We start from the raw sequence: 20,385 nt of genomic DNA on the forward strand, positions 1-20,385 counted from the left end.
TTCCCTCCTTAACTGCTTTGTTCGACGACGAGCGTAACGTCCCGTGGATATAAAGACCGATACAGTGCTGGTAATAGCAGGACGATCTGAGTGACGGCGCAGAGGGTGTAAGCGATCGTCGCACCGTATAGACCATACAGCGGAATCAACAGGCTACAGGCGATGAGATTGACGACGACACTGCCGAAGATCGAGATCGTCTGGATCCGGAACTGCTGGAAGCCGGTCAAGAGTGCCTGAATGACGGTCGAGTTGTAGAAAAAGAGTGAGGCGACCATCATCAAGACGAAAATCAGATGATATTGAACGAACGACGCGTTATAGAAAATCGTCAAGCCCCACTTACCAAAGAAGATTGCTCCGATGATCAACAGGATCCCGACGACGTTCGTCATCAGTAACATCGAACGAGTCAGCTTGCGCAGTTCCGGTAAACTTTGGCGTTCACCCGTCTCAGACGAGAAGTTCGGTAGCAAGACGGCAATCAAGGAGTGGATGAACAGACTACCAAGTACGAGTAGATAGGCGATGCTGGCGTAATAACCGAGCTCTTCCGTTCCGATTGCGTGACCGACGAACAATCGTGGGATGTTTGCGTTCAAGGCGATCAGGAGAGCGACGAATCCGAGTGGCATCGCCTTAAGGAACAGCTCCTTACCTGATCGGTACCGTAAGTCGAGTGCTTGATTGTCAAAGCCGCGACCGACGCGGCGAATCGTCGGTAAGTCGTATGCGAGTAGCATGATCAAGTTTCCGGCGATCAAGGCGAGTACGAATCCATGAATCGAATGGGTCGTAAAGAGGACGAGTGCTGCGCCCGAGACGTTCAAGAGACTCCGGAAGATTTTCGAGACGGCGACTTCCTTGAAGGCAGTGTGTCCTTGCAGGAAACCATAAGCGAGATCAGCGAATGACTCCATGTATTTATTGAGGTAGACGAGCAGTGTCAGGAGTAAGATGTCCGCTTCACCGAAGAAATAATAGACACCAAGGAGGACGAACACACCTGCCGAGAGGAGTGAAAAACGAGTCTTGATGAAGAGCCAGAAGTTCGTCAGACCAGCCCGTTCTGCCGTCAGGATCGTACTGGCGTTCAGCCAACAGAACATGACGATCGGTGCGGTGATGGCAAGGGCGTAGTTGAAATAACCGATGTTGAGCGGTGTACTCCATTTGATCAGGAGCGTCAAAATCATCCATTGATGAAGCGAATACGCCGTATCGGCAATGAAGATGAGATTGAAGCGGGACAGCCGGGCCGTTTTCATCGTTCTCCCTCCTCTCTATTTGCGAGCGATCCGCATCGTCGGTGCGACCGGGTCGGCATCGGTTTCGTTCGTGACGTCTAACAAATACTGGCGAAGTACCTCGTCCTGTCCGAGCGCTTGGGCGATCTCACGCAAGTACGGGTCGACGGATCCGAAGGGACGTGTCTTACCGACAAGAATCTTGTCGAAGACGAGTTCGTCATGCACTTCATCGCGAGCGAGCAGTTCCTCGTATAGTTTCTCGCCTTTTCGAATGCCGCTGTAGACGATTGGGATCTGCTCTTCCGTGAATCCACTCAAGTGAATCAAGTTCTTCGCTAGTGTCGTGATGTGGACCGGTTCACCCATATCGAGGACGAACACTTCGCCACCTTTCGCGAGGACACTCGCTTGAATGACGAGACGACTCGCTTCCGGGATCGTCATGAAGTAACGTGTCATCCGGGGATCGGTGATCGTAATCGGTCCGCCTTTCGCGATTTGTTCTTTGAAGAGTGGAATAACGGAACCGCGGCTCCCGAGGACGTTGCCGAATCGGACGACAGCGAACGTCGTCTCGCTGTTACGCGCCATCTGCTGGATGACCATCTCGGCGATTCGTTTCGTCGCCCCCATCACACTCGTCGGATTGACGGCCTTATCGGTCGAAATCATGACGAAGCGTTTGACACCGGCTACTTCCGCCGCTCGAGCGACGTTGCGTGTTCCATAGATGTTGTTCTTGACGGCTTCGCTTGGGTTATCCTCCATCAGCGGTACGTGCTTGTGGGCTGCCGCGTGATAGACGAGATCTGGTTCGAACCGTCGCATGACTTCAAGCATCCGGTCACTGTCCTGAACATCGGCGATGACGGATTCGAACTGGATGTCTCGACTGAGACACTCGAGCTCCCGGCGGATCAGGTAGATGCTGTTTTCGCCGTGTCCGAGAAGGATGAGCCGTTCAGGACGGAAGCGAATCAGTTGCCTGCAAATCTCGGAACCAATCGAACCACCAGCACCGGTGACGAGGACGGTCGCGCTATGAACGCTTCGTTCGATTTCCGTAATATCGAGTTCGACCGGTTCTCGACCGAGTAAATCGGCGATTGAGACTTCACGGATTTGTTTGATCGAGACCTTTCCGGACGCCAGTTCGACGAGCATCGGTAACGTATGCGCTTCGACTTGGGTTTGTTTGATCCGGTTCAGCAATTCAACCCGCTGCGGATAAGGTAACGATGGGATTGCCAGGACGACCGCTTCAATTTTTTGTTCCTCGATGATGCATTCGAGTTGGTCGATTGCTCCGATGACGGGAACACCGTGAATCCGCATCCCGCGTAGTTCAAGCGAATCATCAAGTAAGCCGACGACGTTTAAGATGTGCGACTTCTTTTGCTTCAGTTCTTTTGTGATCATCTGACCGGAAGCACCGGCACCGATAATGAGTGTTCGTTTGCCGAGCGTCTTATTGTCAGGAACGAGCCTTAAGCTACGTCCACGAATCAACAGACGGACGAATAAGATACCGTTCAAGACGAGTCCGGTCTGCAAGAAGATCGCTCGTTCGACCGCGAAGTCGAACAACGCGTATTCAAGACCAAGTAAGACGAAACTGCTGGCGAGAACGACGACGAGGAGAACGGCGAGATCACGAAGACTCGCGTAACGCCAGATGATTTGATAGAAGCGCATCCAGTGTGCAACGAACGTAAGGGCGACCCACTGGATGAGAGCGATTTCGAGTGCGTCCTGCAACTCGAAGTTGACGGTGAGATGGAGCGGATTAAAGAAGTAGAACGTAACGACAGTCGCGAGTGCGATGATTCCGGCGTCGATCAGGCGAAGGAGTCCGATCTTCAACTGCCGACGGTACGGGGTGAGCGGGGAATGCTGCATGACGGTGTCTCCTCTCCTCTCTCATGAATGACTGCGGGGAATCGCTTTCGGATAACTATCAGTGGATTCGCGTGTCGCTTCCTTTTTGCTTAACGAGCGAGAATAAACGATCAAGAGTCCGAGCATCAGACCAAGGACGCCACCGATGCCTGTATTCATCAGAATGTTCGGTGACACGGGTTTCGTTGGAATCCGTGCGCTCGAGAACACTTCCGTCTTACTCGTGTTGATCAGTTGCGGGAGGTAATCCTGGAAGACTTCCGTCATCGTATTCGCCTGGATAGCTGCCTGCTCCGCTGAACGATCCTTGACGGATAAGGCGATGACTTGCGAATCGAGATTGCTCGAGACCGTCAGACGATCCGTCAAATCGAATAACCGCTTGTCGGTGACGTTCATCTTTTGGGCGACCTGATCGACGACCTCTGGGCTTCGTAGGATATCTTGATAGGTACTGACGAGTGTCGGCGTCGATGTCGCCTCTGCGTTCGCTTGAGGAACGACGAGGATATAGGCTGTCGCCTCGTATGTCTTCGGGATGACATACGTGCTAAGCGCATATCCGGCTCCCGCAAAGAGAATCATGAAGAGTGCGAGTAACCACCAGCCGCGTCGGAGCGTCGTCAAATGATCTCCGAAGGTTTTTCTTTGATGCATCGAGCTCACTGTTGTTCACCTCTTTCTGACTTGACCGAATGGATGGACATTGGTTATGTCTACACCTTATTTCCAATCGGTTCCTAAAACAATTAGAGCTTGGTGGAAATGATTATATTTTTTTCGGTAGCTATCTCGCTTGCGTGACACTAGTTCACAGCATGAATTCATATCACGAAAAAAACGCGATTCACGAAAAAATGATCACGGTTTCCTTAATATTTTTTTATTTATCTGCATGATGTTTTGAAAGATAAGGGTAAATACCAATTTGATGATTAAAAAGTGCTTAAATCGGTAATAAGTCCTATATGAAGGGTGGATAGTCTTTAGAAATCATGTTAAAATCAGCCAATATACCCACATCGTTTGCCTTATCCATCCTAGTCGTTTGGATCATGCTCGATGCTTGGATTCGTCCCTTATCGTTTACGGACGAAGTGTTGCCGAAACAGTGGTCTCTTTGGTTGCTTCCCATCTATATCGTTCTGTTCAGCGTCTGTTGGTTCATCTTACGACCGTTCTATCGTGCCAATCGAGCGACTGGGCATCAAATTGTAATCATTTTTCTGATTTATCTGACATTTCATATCATTTTTTTCTTTTTTAACGCGAATACGGATCGTGTTCTCGCTTCGCTTTACCTCATCTCGACTTGGCTATTCGTTGGCATCGTCTCTTCGCTCTCGCGTACATCGATTGAACAATGGCAACGGCTTTTGTGTCACTTTCTTTATGGACAGGCCGTCTTTCTCGCTTCCTATGCCCTCATCGTCTCATTTGGTTCAGAGTATATCCCGGTCGAAAACCTGCAATGGCTTCGGATCGGTCCCTTATCGTTTCCACAATTGTACGTCGGGGAACAAGGCTCATTCCTTCGCCTCGCTGGTCTGATGAACAATCCGAATACGTTTGCAGCGTGGCTTGTTCCAGGCGGACTGTTTGCTTGGTTCTATCTACTCAAACAGTTCCCACGTCGGCAAAGCTTTCTACATGCTGTTCTCCTCCTTCTCATCACCATCGCCCTACTTCGAAGTGGTTCGCAGACAGGAATCTATTCTTTTCTCCTCCTTGCTCTCTTGACGAGTATTCGAATGGTTGAAGGAACGAGACGCAGGATGCAGGTGACAGCATGTTACGTAACGGGAAGCTTGATTCTCCTAGCTGTCTTTGCGTTTCAAGGACTGCTTCCCCGTTTGCTCAGTCTCAACGGACGATTTACGCTTTGGCAAGCAGGATGGCGCGCTTCCACTGATTCGCTTTGGTTCGGACACGGGATTGGAAGTGCCCCACGCGGTCTGCAGGAACAACTGAACGAACAAGTTCTCTATACGTTCCACAGCACACCGATCACCCATCTTTATGAATTCGGACTCATCGGTTGTTTGCTGTACGGTGCAGTCTTTCTGTATCTGTTCTATCGACTGTTTCGGATTCAGACGACGGATCTCACTTTTCTCGCCCTGTTGCTTACTGGCTGGCTCGGACTACTTCAATTCACGGAAAGCATTCTCGTAAGACCGAGTGGATTTTATTTCATTTGGCTCAGTCTTCTCGCTTATACGTCGCTTCGTCGACTTCCACCTCACGACAGTACCCACACCTAGAGCACCTACACGAAAGGGGTATGACATCATGAAGAAATGGACAGAACAACAAGTCATCGATAGCCTAATCGAAGCTAGTATCGAATATCCCGCTCTCGACGCAAAGACGTATGCACGTTGGTCGATTGGAAAAGATATTCCGTCGATCACGACGATCATCAATGTATTCGGCTCTTGGCGTGAAGCACTCCAAGCGGCCGGTCTCTCATCGATTCGTCCGTACTTTTCAGATGAAGAGATCCTTGCTTTCATCAAGGAAGCATCGACACGCTTACACCCTTTCCATAGCAACAGCTACCGGGAATGGGCAAAGGCGAAACATGGACCATCCTTGACATTGATCAACTTACGTTTCGGTTCTTGGTCACGTGCGCTCGAAGAAGCACAGATCGAGATGACACGTTCCATCTCGATGACGGAAGAACGCATCATCACAGCCTTACTCGAAGCTTCCGATGTCCTCCCCCGTCTGACGACACAGACGTATGCAATTTGGGCACAGGAAAATGGACATCCGACAGTCGCGACGATTGCCCGTAAATACGGTTCATGGGCAGATGCCCTCGCTTGCCTCGACATCGCACCGCCTCGCCGGAAATGGGTCGAAGAAGATGTCCTTGAAGCACTGCGGCAGGCGCAAGAAGAATTACCTTCCCTCAGTATCATTCATTACCGGAAATGGGCAGAAGGTCGCTCGGTTCCGAGTACCTCGACGATCAACGCCCTCTTCGGTAGCTGGACCTCCGCCGTGCAATGCCTCAAGCGTGCACGCGTCTCTCTTTCTTGATTCTGCTCTTCTACCTAAAAGGAGTGACCCGGTATCACTACCGGGTCACTCCTTTTTCGCGCGCTTATGGTTTTTTAATTTGCTCAAGCAGAGACGCAGGCAACAGCGTCACCGTGTCGTGTTTCAATAAATAGATGTCTTCCGCATAAGCTCCGATGCGTCGGGAATTACGTTGTCCCTGCAGATTGTTTCGGATCGCTTTCGGAAAATTGACGCCGCATTCATAAGCATGTGGATATCCCCCACCGAATCGCGGATTGATCTCTGATAAGTAGAGCGTTCCGTCAACATCAAACAGGTCGAAATCAAGCGGACCGACAAGACCGGTTCCATGTAAAACGTGTTCGACCAGTTCAAAGACATCGTCGCGTTTGATGGAGCGACTCTTATCCGTTTCCCCTGCACGCATGACGAGTTTCTCCTTAATGAAGATATCCGTCACTTCATGCGTCAACCAGTCGACATAGACGTCAACACCGAGCTCCTGTCCTCTTAAGTATTCTTGAATCAATAAATCCGGATGAACAGCAAACAGTCCTTCAACGACTTCAAGGGAGGAGACCGCCTGGACATGGAGACTGGCACTCCCATTGCGTGGTTTGACGAAGACCGGGAACTGGACCTCCCCTTGCGCAAGCGCGCTCCGGAATGCTTCGAGCGTCACATATGTCCGCGCATGCGCAATCCCTTCCGCGACACAATACGTATACATCGCGTACTTGTCGAAACAGAGACGACAGGCATCCATCGGTGAGACGAGGACCGTGACACCGATGGCTTCAAACCGTTCCGTCGCCGCTGCGAGCAATTCCAGTTCAGGATCAATCAATGACAATAGCGCCGTCACCTGTTCGCGCTGACACAACTCTAGCAAATGATCGATATAATCCGGTGCATCAATGCAGGGAACGAGATGATGGCGTTCTGTCATATAGAGACCCGGTGCGAGTGAACTACAATCCGCAGTACTGACGTGACCGTCCGGCATCTCACGGACGAAATACTCGACTAGCTTCGTCCGGCGACCGACGCTCGTCATCAACAAATGGGAAGTCTTCATAGGGCAGTCTCCTTCGTTAAAAGTGATGCCTGTTCTTTTCGTGCTGGAAGGAAACACTTCCTGCTTAGCGTCGTACTTTTTTCCTATAGATGAGTAAATAACATCCGATTCCAATCAAGGCGCCAGTTCCATCGAGTAAGACGTCTTGGATGAGTCCCGTCCGGTCCCCTGTCAAGATTTGATGAAATTCATCAAAGACAGCGACCATGATCGCTAACGAATAGGCGAACAAGACGGCAAGTCCTGGTGTCAGACGACGACGTGTCAAATCAATCAATCCGATCCCTAATACGAGAAATGTCGAGAAATGGGCAGCTTTTCGGATGAAAAACTCAATGAAGCCACTTCGTCCAAGGGCAGCGACACTAACTTCTCCATGATAGGAAAAGGAGATGAAACGCAGATGATCGACGAATCCTAACGGAATGAATCGCGATAACCCTGGTTTGATAGATTGCGCTTGATACGGCATCGAACTTGAGATGAAGAGGATCAATAGAACGGCAAGGACGACGTAGCCGGACCACGTGATTTTTTTCATGAAGACACTCCTTTTTTAATATCATTTTACAATAGCATAGACCCCAGAAAATTGGCGGATTCTTTCTAAAATTCAATTTCTAGTTTAACCCATTTCATTTTTTTAGTTTCCTTGAAAAACGATATTTTACATTTCACAGGTTTCTTTTATAATGAAAGTGGTTAATTAGTACTATACACGATGACCTGAAGAATAGGAGTGGAGTGCCATGAATCGTGCACTAGGTAAAAAAATCATGCAATTGCGCAAAAAACACAAGTATACTCAAAAGTTTTTAGCTGAACGGTGTGGGGAAACAGCAACGGACATCTCCGCTTACGAACGTGGTCAGCGCATGCCCTCTCCTCAAGTCCTAGAACGATTAGCTCTTGCTTTAGACACGACGGTCATTGATCTCATCGATCCGAAGTATGTACAGCATCCTTCGTTGAATGAATTCATGCAACAAGCGCTTGAACCCTCGCAACCGCTTGATCTGAAGCTCATTCTCGAGGACTTACTCGTTCACCTGAGTTTATCGAAGGAAATCTATTTTGATGGTCGCCTCGTCTCAGCGGACGTCCGAGTTGAGATGGCGACGTCCATTGATCAGGCATTAAAACGAGGGCTTTCCTCCATCGAGGCGTAAAAAAGGAATCAAAATCAGCAGATTTTGATTCCTTTTTCTTATTCCGTTTGAACGATATGGTCAATGTACAATTGTCCGTCTTCATATGTCGCTTCTAGTAATTGACGAAAAAACGTATTCTCACTTGTTTTCTCGGATACGAATACGCGTGCGTAGCGCTGATGCGCCTGCGCGAGTACGCTGAATTTTAGGGTACGGACCGGTGAAGAGAAGAACAATTGTCGACCGGGATGCCCAAAGGCGTCCGTTGCTTTCGATTCTTCTAAGAAGTAAAAAGATTCGTCTGGAAACAAGGTCTCAATGAACGATAAACAGCTTTGCTGAAAGGTACTTCCGCTCTGATTTTCCATGATGTGTCCGGCTCCTCTTTCTCATGATGTACTTCGAATCGTGAAAAGGAAACTACTCTATCACATTACCCAGTCTTTAGACCTATCCAAACCAATATATTACATATGTTTTTAATTATATCGTTACATTATATTATTCGACTACTGTTTTTCGAATTCCAGTACTAGCATCGTTTTTCCTTCATAAAGAAATTGTCCTTGATAGCGTGATAACGTCGCAAATTCAAACAGTGTGTTCGGCTCATACAAGTACTCGACCGCATAACTGACCTTTTCCTCTTTCCCCGATTTGAGGTAAGCGTTGAACAATAAACGTTCGCCGTCGACTTGATAGCCATAAAACAGCAACGTCTTTTGAAAACGTCGCGTCGCAATCGGATGCGCCATCGATTTTAGATGATCGACATGATACAGGGACACAAGCAGTCGTCCACTTGGTCGTAGCAATTGACGGATGTTCCGGAAGAACAACAGCAGCTCCCCACGCGTATAACGTAAAATCGTCGTTCCCGGTAAGATGATCCGGTCAAAGTACTCAGGACCGACGACGTCCGTCACATCATGACTCCAGCCGTAAATCTTATGTTGATACTTCTCCGCAATCTGTTTCGTCCGTGCAGCTTCCGGTTCAATCAGATAAAGATCATACCCTTCATCCGACAAGAGATTAAAGAGCGCCGGATCAAACGTTCCATGAAACAGGATCCGCTCCCCTTTTTGTAAATAACGCCGATACAGCATCAGCTCATCGACCTCAGTTAACTGTTGCGCTTCCTGATACAGTTGACCGAATCGTTCATCCGCCTGAACATGATTCAGCACCTCGACGCGCGAGTAGCTCCCTTTACGCAAGAATGGACCAAATAAGACATCACCCATGATACATCAACTCCTTGTAGTGCTGAATCGCTTCTGCATAATCTGCGCCGAGTCGTTCCGGTAATACGTCGAACTGCTCCTTTTGATCCGCTTCGAGAATCCAAAGGAACGCTTCGTTCGTCTCAAATAAGCGTAACGTCGTCCGGTCGAACGCAAAACAGCCTTCCTCGTTTTGAATGCCGATTAACGTCAACGGTCCGATTCGCCCGGACGTCCGAGGCAATTCGAGATCAGAGTACGGTGTGATGAAACGGCTCGTTCCCTGAAACGTTCCTGCTAGTTGATACAGTAGAGGAAACAGCTCCAGTTCAGTTTGTGATGCAAGCGCGTCAGGTTGAGGTTGCTGTTCTCGGAATGACTCGATATTAACGGAGATATCTGCACTCAACTGAATCGTCTTCTGTCGATCGGCGTAAATTCCGTCCGCAAAGAAGAACAGTCGATGCGAGACACGTAATCCACTTAACGTCGCATAATCGAGGATCCCCATCGATTGATCGTTTTGAATCCGTCCCGTTTGTTGCCAGTCCACTAATCGCTCTGCTAGCGCGTCACGCGATAAGACTGTTAGTTGCGAATCAAGCGCGGGAGAAAGACGATCGGAAAACGTCAACAGAATCGGTGTCCGGCTCATCAGTTCGATGATTGGTAGATCGTGACGCATCGGATGATCAAAATAGATGACACTATTGATCGTCATCGCCTGGAAATTGCTTGCCGGAATCTTCTCCAGTAATGAGCTGTCCTCGATGTAGACATGACGTAACGGTTGCGGATGATGTGGTACCGACGCTGGGTACACACCCGTCATCAACGAGAGGAGCGCATGATGGACAGCTGGAACGGATGCAGAAGCCGGCATGTCTTCCTGCGGTAAGAAGAGACCATTCAGGAAATCCGGTTGTCCGAACAGGACTTCTCCATTTGGACGAATCAAGTGGAACTGGACATGCAACATTTCGTGTTGCAAATACGCGACGAGTCGTAACGTCCGTTCGCCGTCCCCTTGGAGGACGAAGACGTAATGCTCATACTCCTGAAAATCCATATAATCGAGTAAATCATGGAACGTATGTGTGTCGTAATCAAACGCGTCGAGCGAAATACGGTGCGTCTCACAAAACGTTTGCAGATCAAGCGATGGTAGAGAACGTTGCAGCCAGCCGTCTTGTTCCGATAAAAGCGATAATCCGATCATGTCCTCTCTCCTTTCTCATCAAATGATTGAAAAAAGGGCTTCATTCTAATAGCCGAATGAAGTCCTTTTGTGTGGATTAAGCCGATTTAACGTTTGCCTTAGGTTTCGTAGCAGTCCGGTCCATTTCCCGATGAGCGAGGGGGGCGACGGAGACGGTAGCAGGATTGAGACACCAAGCGCATGAAGTCATGTTACGTCGCGTTTCTTTTAAGATGAGTGTCATGGGTGTACCCCTTTCTGAATCAAGTGAGATGGTCGTTGAAACATTGATACGAAATCAAGTAAATCAGTAGTATCTAGTTTGGTTCGCTTCTATAATAGAAGTTGGTACCCTATACCAGTTCAATCTCCACGAAAGGACGAGGAGCCGATGGATCAATTCATGTCACCGCAAATCGGCTTAGCATTACGCCGCTTGCGGAAGAAACACAATCTGACCCAAAAAGATTTAGCAAACGGAATTTGCAGTCAGGCAGAGATCAGTAAGATCGAGAGTGGTACGCATTCACCGACAGTCGAATTGCTGTATGCGTTATCGCGTCGATTACAGGTGCCAATGACGATTTTTCTAAGTGAACCAAGTTCTCTAGAATCTCTACGTATCATTGATGATGAACTCCTGACAAAGTTTCAAAATAATGAATACGAAGAAATTTACACATTGTCTAAAAAGCAAACGGAACTAATCGACTCTAATAGTGAACTAGCCTCTCTTTATTCCTACTACATGCACTTAAGTGCTTACAGAGTAGGAAGAATAGATTTTAGAACATGTATTGTTGAACTTCAGCGACTATCTGAAAAATGTATTAAGTTTTTTTATTCACCAAAGATGATTTTCCGTATCAAATCAGCGGTTGCTACTATTTATTATGAAAAAAATCATTTTAAATACGGATTAAAAACTTACGAAGAGTTGCTTGAATTTAGTTATGACAATGATGAATTATTGGTTGAAAAAATCCGTCTTTTATACAACTTGTCAAAAGTATTAGTTGCTCTTGATCAAAATGAAAAAGCTTTGAAGTATATTGAAGATGGCATCTACCTAAGCATAAGATTTAAAGATATGTCTTTACTTGGTCAACTCTACTATCAAAAAGCATGTGCTCTTGAAAAAATTTCACCAGTATCAAAAGATGTTACTGTTGCGTTCTCTAAAGCGTATACATTATTCGATATTTTAGGGATGACAGAGTACAAAAATTTACTAATTAAATTCCATAAAAAACATGTTATTGAATCTAAATTGATTCAATAATTTATTAATAGACTTAAGCTTTGTTTTTCACTGAAAACTCACCTGGAAGATGGTCAGCCGCTACGTTCTTCACTGAAAATTCACCCGGAAGATGGTCAGCCGCTACGTTCTTCACTGAAAATTCACCCGGGAGATGGTCAGCCGCTACGTTCTTCACTGAAAACTCACCCGGGAGATGGTCAGCCGCTACGTTCTTCACTGAAAACTCACCCGGGAGATGGTCTTTTGCTACGTTCTTCACTGAGAACTCACCCGGTAAGTGGTCTTTTGCTACGTTCTTCACTGAGAACTCACCCGGTAAGTGGTCTTTTGCTACGTTCTTCATTGAGAACTCACCCGGTAAGTGGTCTTTTGCAATTTGTACAGTACTATTTGACACTGACACACCAAGTCCTAGTACTAATAAAGCACTTGTGCTAGCTACGACTAATTTATTTTTCAAGTTCATTTAAATTACCTCCTATTATTTTTCGTATGGCTTCGTAACAACATCATATAACCTTAGACCCCCTCTGAATATTCGAATACGAATAATTATGGTATTTTACACATTATTTTCACTTTATATGACTTTCGACTCGAGTCATATGTCCTGATTACTGTGTGTTTTTTACAAATCATCCATCAATGTGTCGAACTTGTGTATGAAAATAGATTTTTTTGAATATTCCATCATGATGAAATTCCATAACAGATAAAAAGAGAGCTCATCCAACTCCTACGAGTCGAACGAGCTCTCTTTATTTTGAGGATTGTCGTAACGCAATGACGTAAAAGATACCGAGGATGACAATCACACCTAGTAGTATTGAACTAATCGTCGTTCGTGTCGACGTATCCGGCATCCATATCCCAAGTCCTAAATTGATTGCTGCGATAATTAGGACGAGCCAAACAATCGTACGTGGTCGCATATCGATCTCCTTTCTGGTCTACTCTGCCGTCCGATCACCGAATATGCTATGGTGAAGATAACGAAGGAGGTTCTGTTTCATGAATAGACTTGCTGTATTTTGTGGTTCCAAAGATGGTGCTCACCCAGTCTTTCGCGAGGAAGCGGGTACGCTTGGTCAAGCGCTCGCCGCGCGCGGCATCGGACTCGTATACGGCGGTTCCCGCGTTGGGACGATGGGCGCTGTTGCGGACGCTACGCTCGCTGCTCAAGGTCAGGCCATCGGTGTCTTACCTCATTTTCTACAAGAAAAGGAACTTGCCCACCCTGGACTGACTGAACTGCATCTCGTTCACTCGATGCACGAGCGAAAAGCGAAGATGTCAGAACTCGCTGACGGCTTCATCATTCTTCCGGGTGGTCCCGGTACGATGGAGGAATTTTTTGAAGTCTTTACGTGGGCGCAACTCGGTCTACACGAAAAGCCGTGTGGTGTACTCAACATCGAAGGATACTATGATCCCTTAATCACCCTATTTGACACGATGGAACGTCAAGGATTCCTGATTCCGGAACACCGTGCGATGCTGATCGTCGAGTCAGATCCTGATTGTCTCCTTGAACGCTTCGCGACGTATGAAGCTCCCCATGTCAAAACCTATATGGATCGCTCACAAACCTGATGCAAACGGAGTCTTTGACTCCGTTTTTTGTATGGATGCTTAGCTCTTCCGATTCTACTTCTCTCTCGTTACTCATTTTCTCTACACTGACGTAAGAATCCTACTTTACCGCACAAAAAAACCAGATGCGCATGCACCTGGCTTAACATTAAAAGAACTTCAAGATTGCATCACTGAGATTCGTCAAAGACGGTGTCTCATCAATGACCATCAAACTCCCGGCTGCAAGGACGAGTAACCCAAGACCTGATAAAATCCACCCTGGATGTTTGACTGTATCCTCTGAGTCCGTGTTTTCTTTACCCGATCGCGCATTCGCTGCTTGTTCTTTCAAGCGATCGCGACGGTATTGATGTTGTTCCTCTTTCGACCACTTCTTATATTCAGCGAGGAACTTCTTATACTCCGGCAAGACATCCTTCGTCGTTCCGTCGAGGCGGACTTGACCGTATTCGAGCCAGACGACCCTCTCACAGAAGCTCTTGATTTGCGAGAGCGAGTGACTGACGAAGATGATTGTCTTCCCTTCCTCCTTGAATTCATTCATCTTATCGATACAACGGTTGTAGAAAGTTTGGTCCCCGACTGATAACGCTTCATCGACGATCAGGATGTCGGCGTCGACATTAACCGCGATCGCGAAGCCGAGGCGCGACTTCATCCCACTCGAGTACTTCTTGATCGGCTGATCGATGAAGTCACCAATATCCGCGAAATCGATGATGCCGGGCATCCGACGCTCGATTTCTGCGTCGTCCATCCCAAGCATGAGACACTTCAAGCGAATGTTCTCCCGCCCCGTCAGGACGTTCTTCAACCCTTGTGAGACGGCGATGATCGCAACTTCACCATTGATCGCGACGTCTCCTTCGTTTGCATAGATGATACCTGAAATCAAGTTCGATAACGTCGATTTACCGGATCCATTGATACCAACGAGTCCGACGACTTCTCCCGATCCAATCTCGAGCGAGACATCGCGTAGTGCAGTGAATGTTTTAACGCTCTTGCTTTGATTCTTGAACAAGAGCTTGAATTTTTCTTTCGTAGTCGTGACCATGTCGAAGCGTTTCGTGACATGGTCGAGTTTAATCATAGACATGGCGATTTCCTTCCCTTAGACGAGCTCAGTGAATGATTTACGGAACTTGATGTGCAAGAATGTTCCCGCTGTGAACAACAGGAGTGTCACACTCCAGAAATACAGACCGGTCGGCCACTCCTGCCAGACCCAATGCCCTCCGAGCAAGCTTGCGCGGTATCCCTCAACGAGATAAAAGACCGGGTTCAAACGAAGGACGCCGTGTAAGAAGTCCGGGAACCGTTCAATGTTCCAGAGGATCGGTGTCATATAAAAGAGCATCCGCATCATCGATTGCAAGAAGAGCTGGATGTCCTTGACGAGTGTGATGAGTGTTGAAAAACAAAGTGAGAACGCATAGACGAAAATGTACGTCGCGATCATATAATACGGCAACTGGAGTAACTTCCACGTGATCGGGATACCGTTTGCGATAATGACGATGAAGACGATCAAGAGCATCGCAAAATGTTGATACATCCGCGATAAGATGACATACGATGGAATCGCACTCATTGGGAAACGCATCTTCGTCACCATTGCGAGACGACTGTTGATCGAGTTCGATCCACGAAGTAACGCGTCATTGATGAAGAACCAGACGACGATCCCGCAAAGGAGCCAAACGATGAATGGAATATCGCCATCTACGTTCTTATTTCCTTTAAGACCGACCCCGAAGACGAACCAATAGATGAAGATTTGGAGACCCGGATTGAGGAGCTCCCATAAAAGGCCAAGGCGTTGCTCTGCATGCGCTGATTTGATTTCATATCGCGCCAACCGGCGAATCAAGGGGAAATTCTCCACCTGTTCCCGGATGATACTTCTCATTTCTTTCAGCATAAGTGTAAGTTCCTTCCGATTCATGATACATGTATTTTATTTTCATATTCGTTGATTCCACTCAAAAAAGACAGATGCCGTCCGCGATTGCTCAAACGAACGCTCTCTCCGCATGAACGGGTCCTTGCCCGGTCGATTCCGACTCGCCTCCTTTGTCCACTCATTCGTGCATGGCAGAAGCAATACTTCCTATATACACTTAATCAATTCTAGCTATCGTGAAAAAGCGTGTCAATGTATTGGACGAACCGACACCAAACTGTAGTTTTTCAGGCACGACAAAAACCGGTGGGTACACCACCGGTCATCTCCTAGTTTGTTTCCTTACGCATGATTAAAATGTGGAAACTCAATCGTCGTCGGTGGTGATGCGAGCCCCCATACGAGGAGGAGCGTGATCACACAAATAATGCCGACGAGGACACCGCCTCGAATCGTATCATTCATCTATCGTTGCCTCTTTTCATCCGAACTGTCTATATACTGATATCATACAATATTTAGCAATTCAGAACCACTAAAAAATCGACATTTAATGGTAATGTTTAACGATTGGTAATATTCTTTCGTTTCATTTTTATTTAAGACAAGATATAATGAAAGCGTTATCATTTATCTATGAAGACGAACGTTCGGATTCTAAAGCTTACGAGCAAACGACTTCCGTGGGTTGTCTTGTCGTCGGACCTAAGAATTTACGTTATTTACAAAAGGTTCATCCCACGAAGCTTTCCGAACCCTTTATAGTAGAAGAAGAGGTCAACGATCGCATCGCGACCTTGCATTCATACCCCACTCTTGAAGGAGGATTTTTACGTATGTACAAATCAAAACCGCTTTACGCGGCAGCTGTTGCTGTCGCCCTGACGACATCGGCAATCGTGCCCGTTGCTCAAACGACAGTTTCGGCTGCAACACATGTCAAAGTCAAAACGGTCAAACTCAAGTCACTCGTCTTCACGAAAGGTGCTCCGGTCAAACTCCCTGCTACATATAAAGGTGAGAAGATCACGTGGAAATCTTACGATCGCCATGCGTTCAACCGTTATCAAACGGTCAAAGGCACATACGGCAAGAAAAAGAATCCAATCGAAATCAAAATCTACATTCAGAACTACGCAGTGAAGTTCGTCGAGAAGGTCGCAGATCAGACAATCTATGTCGATCAAAAACCAGAATTGCCGAAAACACTAGCTGTTCTTTATGCAACAGGTCGCATCTATGATAAGCCAGTCCGCTGGTCGAAAGTTGATACGAGCGAAGCGGGTGTGAAATATGCGGTCGCAAGTTATACGCGTCTTGGCAAGACGATTACATTAAAAGCAAAAATCACGGTGCTCGACGTCAACACGGATGACTTCTCGATCGGTTTAATGCATACGAACGATACGCATGCAAACCTCGATAAAGCACCAAAACGGGCCACTGTCATTAAAGAACTTCGCTCTGCTTACCGCGCAGAAGGTAAACCATCACTTCTCTTAGATGCTGGTGACGTCTTCTCTGGATCACTCTACTTCAACAAGTTCCTTGGCCAAGCGGATCTTGAACTGATGAACTACATGAAGTACGACATGATGACATTCGGTAACCACGAGTTCGATCTCGGCGATACAGACAACAACATCGCTTTGAAAAACTTCGTCACGAAAGCGAAATTCCCATTCATCACGGCGAACGTCGATTTCAGTAAAAACGAACTCTTCAACGGTCTACAAAAGAAAACGATCACAGCCGGACCAGAGCGTGGCAAAATCTATCAAGGGATCATCAAGGAATACAAAGGACAAAAAATCGGCTTCTTCGGTTTGACGACTGAAGAAACTGCTGATATCGCAAGCCCAGGTACGGTGGCGTTCGCGAACTACATCACGAGTGCGAAAGCGGCCGTGAAGAAACTCGAAGATCGTGGCGTCAATAAAATCGTCGCCTTGACACATATCGGATTCGATGACAACGAAGCAATCGATAACGATCAACTGCTCGCACGTAACGTCGACGGGATCGATGTCATCGTCGGTGGTCACTCGCATACGAAACTTGAAAAACCAGTCGTCGTCGACGAAACGGTCGTACCAGGCAAAACAGAACCAACGATCATCGCTCAAGCATACCAATACGGTGATTTCCTCGGAAATCTTGATTTGACGTTCGACTACAAAGGGAAGTTGACGGAGTACAACGGATCACTGATCGACGTTTCAAAAGCAGTTGAAGACGTTCGTGCAGCTGAAATCCTCAAACCATATGCAGATCAAATCGCTGAATTGAAAAACGAAGAAGTCGGTGCGAATATCGTTAATGCTCTTCCAAACCCACGTGGTGAAGTCAGTGTCCGTAACAGCGAAACAGCTCTCGGAAACTTGATCACGGACGGCATGCTCAAAAAAGCAAAAGAATACAATACAGATACAGTCATCGCGATGCAAAACGGTGGTGGTATCCGTGCTGCTATCGATGCCGGACCACTCACAGTCGGTGAAGTCTTAACGACGCTTCCATTCGGTAACACGCTTGCGACAGCTAAAATGACAGGAGAAGAAATCAAAAACCTTCTTGAAATCAGTGTCGGGATTGCACCAAAAGAAAATGGTGGTTTCCTCCATGTCTCTGGTATGAAATTCGAATACGATAGCACAAAAGCGGCCGGTGCACGCGTCACGAAGATGGAAGTGAACAATAACGGCACATTCGAAGTCATCGATCCAGCGAAGACATATGTCATCGCAACGAATGCCTTCACAGCTAAAGGTGGCGATGGTCTCACACCATTCGAGACGGCTTACAAAGCTGGTCGCGTCACGGACCTCGGTCTCTCTGACTGGGAAAACCTACGTGATTTCACGAAATCACTCGGTCAAGTCGACTACAAGATTGAAGGTCGCATCGTCGATACATCAAAACTTCCAAACTAATTAGACACAACAAACAACCGCAGGTCTTCTCGATTCGTTCGAGAACGCCTGCGGTTGTTATGTTATAGTGTCTGCGCTGAGTTTTGCTTCAACAGCTCAATGATTTCATCGAGTTCATACTCTTGTGCCAACATAAGTGGCGTGAAGCCATCTGCGTTTTTAATCGTCGGATCAGCGCCATGCTCGAGTAAGAGCTTGACGGTTTCTTTCCCTTCCCCTTCAACAGCATGATGAAGAGGCGTGAACTTGTCGGCATCTTGTTGATTGACCTTTTCGCCTCGCTTCAAGTACAGGTCGACGAGTTCATCGTTGTTACTGAAGACTGCCGTAATGAACGGTCGCTCGCCGAACTCATTGACAGCATCGACATCACTGCCTGCTGCAAGCAATTCCTTAAAGACCGATTCGAGTCCCGTGCTGGATTTACGATATCCGAGGTAATGCAACGCCGTATCGCCATCGGCATCGACTGCCTTCATATCACTTTCCGGAATCAGTCGATGTATGTCTTCGAGCTTCCCTTTTTGAATCGCTGCCATCAACTCTGTCTCGTTGAGATCCTGACCATTCGTCTTCGTCGTGACGTTCTCGTCACTCGTTTCTTTTTTTGCCTCAATCGCCCCTTCGTCTAACAGCATACCTGCAGTCGTGCTGACAAGGAATATTGCCATTAGAATGCTACCTGCGACGACGAAGCCTTGACCATATCGAAAGAGTGGGCGCGGACGTTCGATTGGCTCACCCGTTAAGTGCAACCGTTCGAGTAAAGAAAGTTCGGTTCGTAACGCTTCATACAATAAGATGGAAAACGTCCGTCGCTGCCGTTTCTCCTCAATATAGACCTCTGTATCTGTCGTTGCTAGAAGTGTTGGTCCGAGCACATCCTCAAACATGGCTTGTCGCGCGTATATAGGCGAAATAAGTGGTAGGACCATCTGATGACGGGTTCGAGCACATGCCCGCATGTAAACCGGACGTAAAAACGGAATCCAGCTGCCAATCCATAGTAAGATTTGCTTTTCCTGATGGTTCCGTTTGATCCGTGCCAGTTCAAGCAGTAACCGAAAACGACGTGTTTCTGTCAACTCCAGATACGACGTCGGTAGGACGATCAAATACTTTTGGAATAGTCCAATGACGTGCGGTCGTTTCACGTCATCTTGGAAATAGATTTCTGGCATCCGCCATAGTTGCAACTGTTCTGTATGTATACGGACTTGCTCGAACAACTCTGGGAACTGCTCGGCACTCAAGCGAACCCCTTCACTTCGAATCCGTGACACCCGTTGCCACTGGCGTAACCAAAGTAGTAACAATAGGATCACTAGCGCAAACATGGCATAAATACCGCTCTCGCCGGTTTCAAACACTAACCCAATGATGCCACCCACTGTCAAAATGGCGATGCCTAACAACAAACTAAAGTAGACGGTTTCTTTGCGGGTAACCGCTTGCCTGATCCGGTGCGCGGGATCGATTCGTTCATGCATCTCCTGCTCCATGTGTCATCTCCCTCATCTGTCACGTAATTCATCGTTTTCTCTTCCTTCTTATCTTAACGGTTATTCCATTGAAGTTCCAAGGGAATCCTTTCCTGACATACCAAAAGACTATTCAGATAACTTATATTTTCGTCAATCTGTTGATAACGCAATATTTTTTCCTGAATATTCATTATATATGTAATAAAATTTCATATATTCTATTTTAGAGCGGTTTTTATTGATTTTTCAGCATTTATACGCAATTCACACAATAAAGCAACCTGTCATTCGAACCACTAACATTTTATTGATGGGTAGGACAATAGTCACTTTTTTAGATTGCAGAAAAATTTGGAATACCATATAA

General features: G+C 47.1%; 21 protein-coding genes. 6 read left to right on the plus strand and 15 right to left on the minus strand.

Translation table 11 applies throughout. The features are described from left to right. Positions 1-8 precede the first annotated feature (8 nt). Genes KNQ08_RS10420 through KNQ08_RS10430 form a run of 3 tightly spaced genes read right to left on the minus strand, consistent with a single transcriptional unit; the run spans position 9 to position 3,806 of the window. The gene (locus tag KNQ08_RS10420) at positions 9-1,268 is read right to left on the minus strand and encodes an oligosaccharide flippase family protein (RefSeq protein WP_023469399.1); all 1,260 of its coding nucleotides are present in this window, start codon (positions 1,266-1,268) and stop codon (positions 9-11) included. A 15-nt stretch (positions 1,269-1,283) separates the two neighbouring features. Continuing rightward, a complete protein-coding gene (locus KNQ08_RS10425) occupies positions 1,284-3,149 on the minus strand; it encodes a polysaccharide biosynthesis protein (RefSeq protein WP_214771518.1) in 1,866 nt (621 codons plus the stop codon). A gap of 21 nt (positions 3,150-3,170) precedes the next feature. Continuing rightward, positions 3,171-3,806: a YveK family protein gene (locus KNQ08_RS10430; RefSeq protein ID WP_231884634.1), complete on the minus strand. Its 636-nt coding sequence runs from the start codon at positions 3,804-3,806 to the stop codon at positions 3,171-3,173. A gap of 338 nt (positions 3,807-4,144) precedes the next feature. Here KNQ08_RS10430 and KNQ08_RS10435 point away from each other — a divergent pair, with 338 nt between their 5' ends. Both KNQ08_RS10435 and KNQ08_RS10440 read left to right on the plus strand, forming a co-directional pair. Beyond that, complete coding sequence (locus tag KNQ08_RS10435) at positions 4,145-5,413, plus strand: O-antigen ligase family protein (protein ID WP_149427851.1); 1,269 nt, start codon at positions 4,145-4,147, stop codon at positions 5,411-5,413. 28 nt (positions 5,414-5,441) lie between these two features. Then, positions 5,442-6,200, plus strand: a complete 759-nt coding sequence (locus KNQ08_RS10440) for a homing endonuclease associated repeat-containing protein (protein ID WP_029342637.1) — start codon at positions 5,442-5,444, stop codon at positions 6,198-6,200. Positions 6,201-6,264: 64 nt separating this feature from the next. Here KNQ08_RS10440 and KNQ08_RS10445 read toward each other — a convergent pair whose 3' ends face one another. Both KNQ08_RS10445 and KNQ08_RS10450 read right to left on the minus strand, forming a co-directional pair. Further along, positions 6,265-7,260, minus strand: a complete 996-nt coding sequence (locus KNQ08_RS10445; protein WP_064299318.1) for an ATP-grasp domain-containing protein — start codon at positions 7,258-7,260, stop codon at positions 6,265-6,267. A 64-nt stretch (positions 7,261-7,324) separates the two neighbouring features. Next, the gene (locus tag KNQ08_RS10450; protein ID WP_214805499.1) at positions 7,325-7,801 is read right to left on the minus strand and encodes a VanZ family protein; all 477 of its coding nucleotides are present in this window, start codon (positions 7,799-7,801) and stop codon (positions 7,325-7,327) included. Between the two features lie 208 nt (positions 7,802-8,009). On the opposite strand from KNQ08_RS10450, the gene KNQ08_RS10455 reads away from it, so the two are divergent. After that, positions 8,010-8,429, plus strand: coding sequence for a helix-turn-helix domain-containing protein (locus KNQ08_RS10455; protein WP_214805501.1), 420 nt, complete (start codon positions 8,010-8,012; stop codon positions 8,427-8,429). Positions 8,430-8,467: 38 nt separating this feature from the next. Here the strand turns inward: KNQ08_RS10455 and KNQ08_RS10460 are convergent, their stop codons facing one another. The 4 genes from KNQ08_RS10460 to KNQ08_RS10475 form a co-directional block, all read right to left on the minus strand. Next, entirely contained in the window at positions 8,468-8,779 is a 312-nt protein-coding gene (locus KNQ08_RS10460; protein WP_064299316.1) for a hypothetical protein, read from the minus strand. Positions 8,780-8,920: 141 nt separating this feature from the next. Then, positions 8,921-9,658 carry a class I SAM-dependent methyltransferase gene (locus KNQ08_RS10465; protein WP_251133647.1) on the minus strand — a complete coding sequence of 246 codons (738 nt, stop codon included), beginning with the start codon at positions 9,656-9,658 and terminating at the stop codon, positions 8,921-8,923. After that, positions 9,651-10,856, minus strand: coding sequence for a hypothetical protein (locus tag KNQ08_RS10470; protein WP_214805503.1), 1,206 nt, complete (start codon positions 10,854-10,856; stop codon positions 9,651-9,653). Before KNQ08_RS10470 ends, KNQ08_RS10465 begins: the two co-directional genes overlap by 8 nt. A gap of 76 nt (positions 10,857-10,932) precedes the next feature. Beyond that, positions 10,933-11,079, minus strand: a complete 147-nt coding sequence (locus tag KNQ08_RS10475) for a hypothetical protein (RefSeq protein WP_156323178.1) — start codon at positions 11,077-11,079, stop codon at positions 10,933-10,935. A gap of 147 nt (positions 11,080-11,226) precedes the next feature. On the opposite strand from KNQ08_RS10475, the gene KNQ08_RS10480 reads away from it, so the two are divergent. Next, positions 11,227-12,117, plus strand: coding sequence for a helix-turn-helix domain-containing protein (locus KNQ08_RS10480; protein ID WP_214805505.1), 891 nt, complete (start codon positions 11,227-11,229; stop codon positions 12,115-12,117). A 13-nt stretch (positions 12,118-12,130) separates the two neighbouring features. On the opposite strand, the gene KNQ08_RS10485 is transcribed toward KNQ08_RS10480, so the two are convergent. Together KNQ08_RS10485 and KNQ08_RS10490 are read right to left on the minus strand one after the other, a co-directional pair. Further along, the gene (locus tag KNQ08_RS10485; protein ID WP_214805507.1) at positions 12,131-12,565 is read right to left on the minus strand and encodes a hypothetical protein; all 435 of its coding nucleotides are present in this window, start codon (positions 12,563-12,565) and stop codon (positions 12,131-12,133) included. 292 nt (positions 12,566-12,857) lie between these two features. After that, on the minus strand, positions 12,858-13,031 hold the full coding sequence (locus tag KNQ08_RS10490; RefSeq protein WP_214805510.1) for a hypothetical protein: 174 nt from the start codon (positions 13,029-13,031) through the stop codon (positions 12,858-12,860). A 79-nt stretch (positions 13,032-13,110) separates the two neighbouring features. Between KNQ08_RS10490 and KNQ08_RS10495 the strand changes: the two genes are divergently transcribed. After that, entirely contained in the window at positions 13,111-13,692 is a 582-nt protein-coding gene (locus KNQ08_RS10495) for an LOG family protein (protein WP_214805512.1), read from the plus strand. A 148-nt stretch (positions 13,693-13,840) separates the two neighbouring features. Here the strand turns inward: KNQ08_RS10495 and KNQ08_RS10500 are convergent, their stop codons facing one another. From KNQ08_RS10500 to KNQ08_RS16985, 3 genes are all read right to left on the minus strand, one after another. After that, positions 13,841-14,794 carry an ABC transporter ATP-binding protein gene (locus KNQ08_RS10500; RefSeq protein WP_214805514.1) on the minus strand — a complete coding sequence of 318 codons (954 nt, stop codon included), beginning with the start codon at positions 14,792-14,794 and terminating at the stop codon, positions 13,841-13,843. Between the two features lie 15 nt (positions 14,795-14,809). Beyond that, positions 14,810-15,607, minus strand: coding sequence for an ABC transporter permease (locus KNQ08_RS10505; protein ID WP_230088492.1), 798 nt, complete (start codon positions 15,605-15,607; stop codon positions 14,810-14,812). Positions 15,608-15,943: 336 nt separating this feature from the next. After that, the gene (locus KNQ08_RS16985) at positions 15,944-16,066 is read right to left on the minus strand and encodes a hypothetical protein (RefSeq protein ID WP_262415762.1); all 123 of its coding nucleotides are present in this window, start codon (positions 16,064-16,066) and stop codon (positions 15,944-15,946) included. 371 nt (positions 16,067-16,437) lie between these two features. On the opposite strand from KNQ08_RS16985, the gene KNQ08_RS10510 reads away from it, so the two are divergent. After that, complete coding sequence (locus KNQ08_RS10510; RefSeq protein WP_214805516.1) at positions 16,438-18,534, plus strand: 5'-nucleotidase C-terminal domain-containing protein; 2,097 nt, start codon at positions 16,438-16,440, stop codon at positions 18,532-18,534. A 62-nt stretch (positions 18,535-18,596) separates the two neighbouring features. Here the strand turns inward: KNQ08_RS10510 and KNQ08_RS10515 are convergent, their stop codons facing one another. Further along, positions 18,597-20,036, minus strand: a complete 1,440-nt coding sequence (locus tag KNQ08_RS10515; protein ID WP_214724038.1) for an ankyrin repeat domain-containing protein — start codon at positions 20,034-20,036, stop codon at positions 18,597-18,599. Between the last annotated feature and the right edge of the window lie 349 nt (positions 20,037-20,385).

Origin of the sequence: Exiguobacterium sp. s46 (assembly GCF_018618875.1) — a bacterium.
GTDB classification, from domain to species: Bacteria; Bacillota; Bacilli; order Exiguobacteriales; family Exiguobacteriaceae; genus Exiguobacterium_A; species Exiguobacterium_A abrahamii.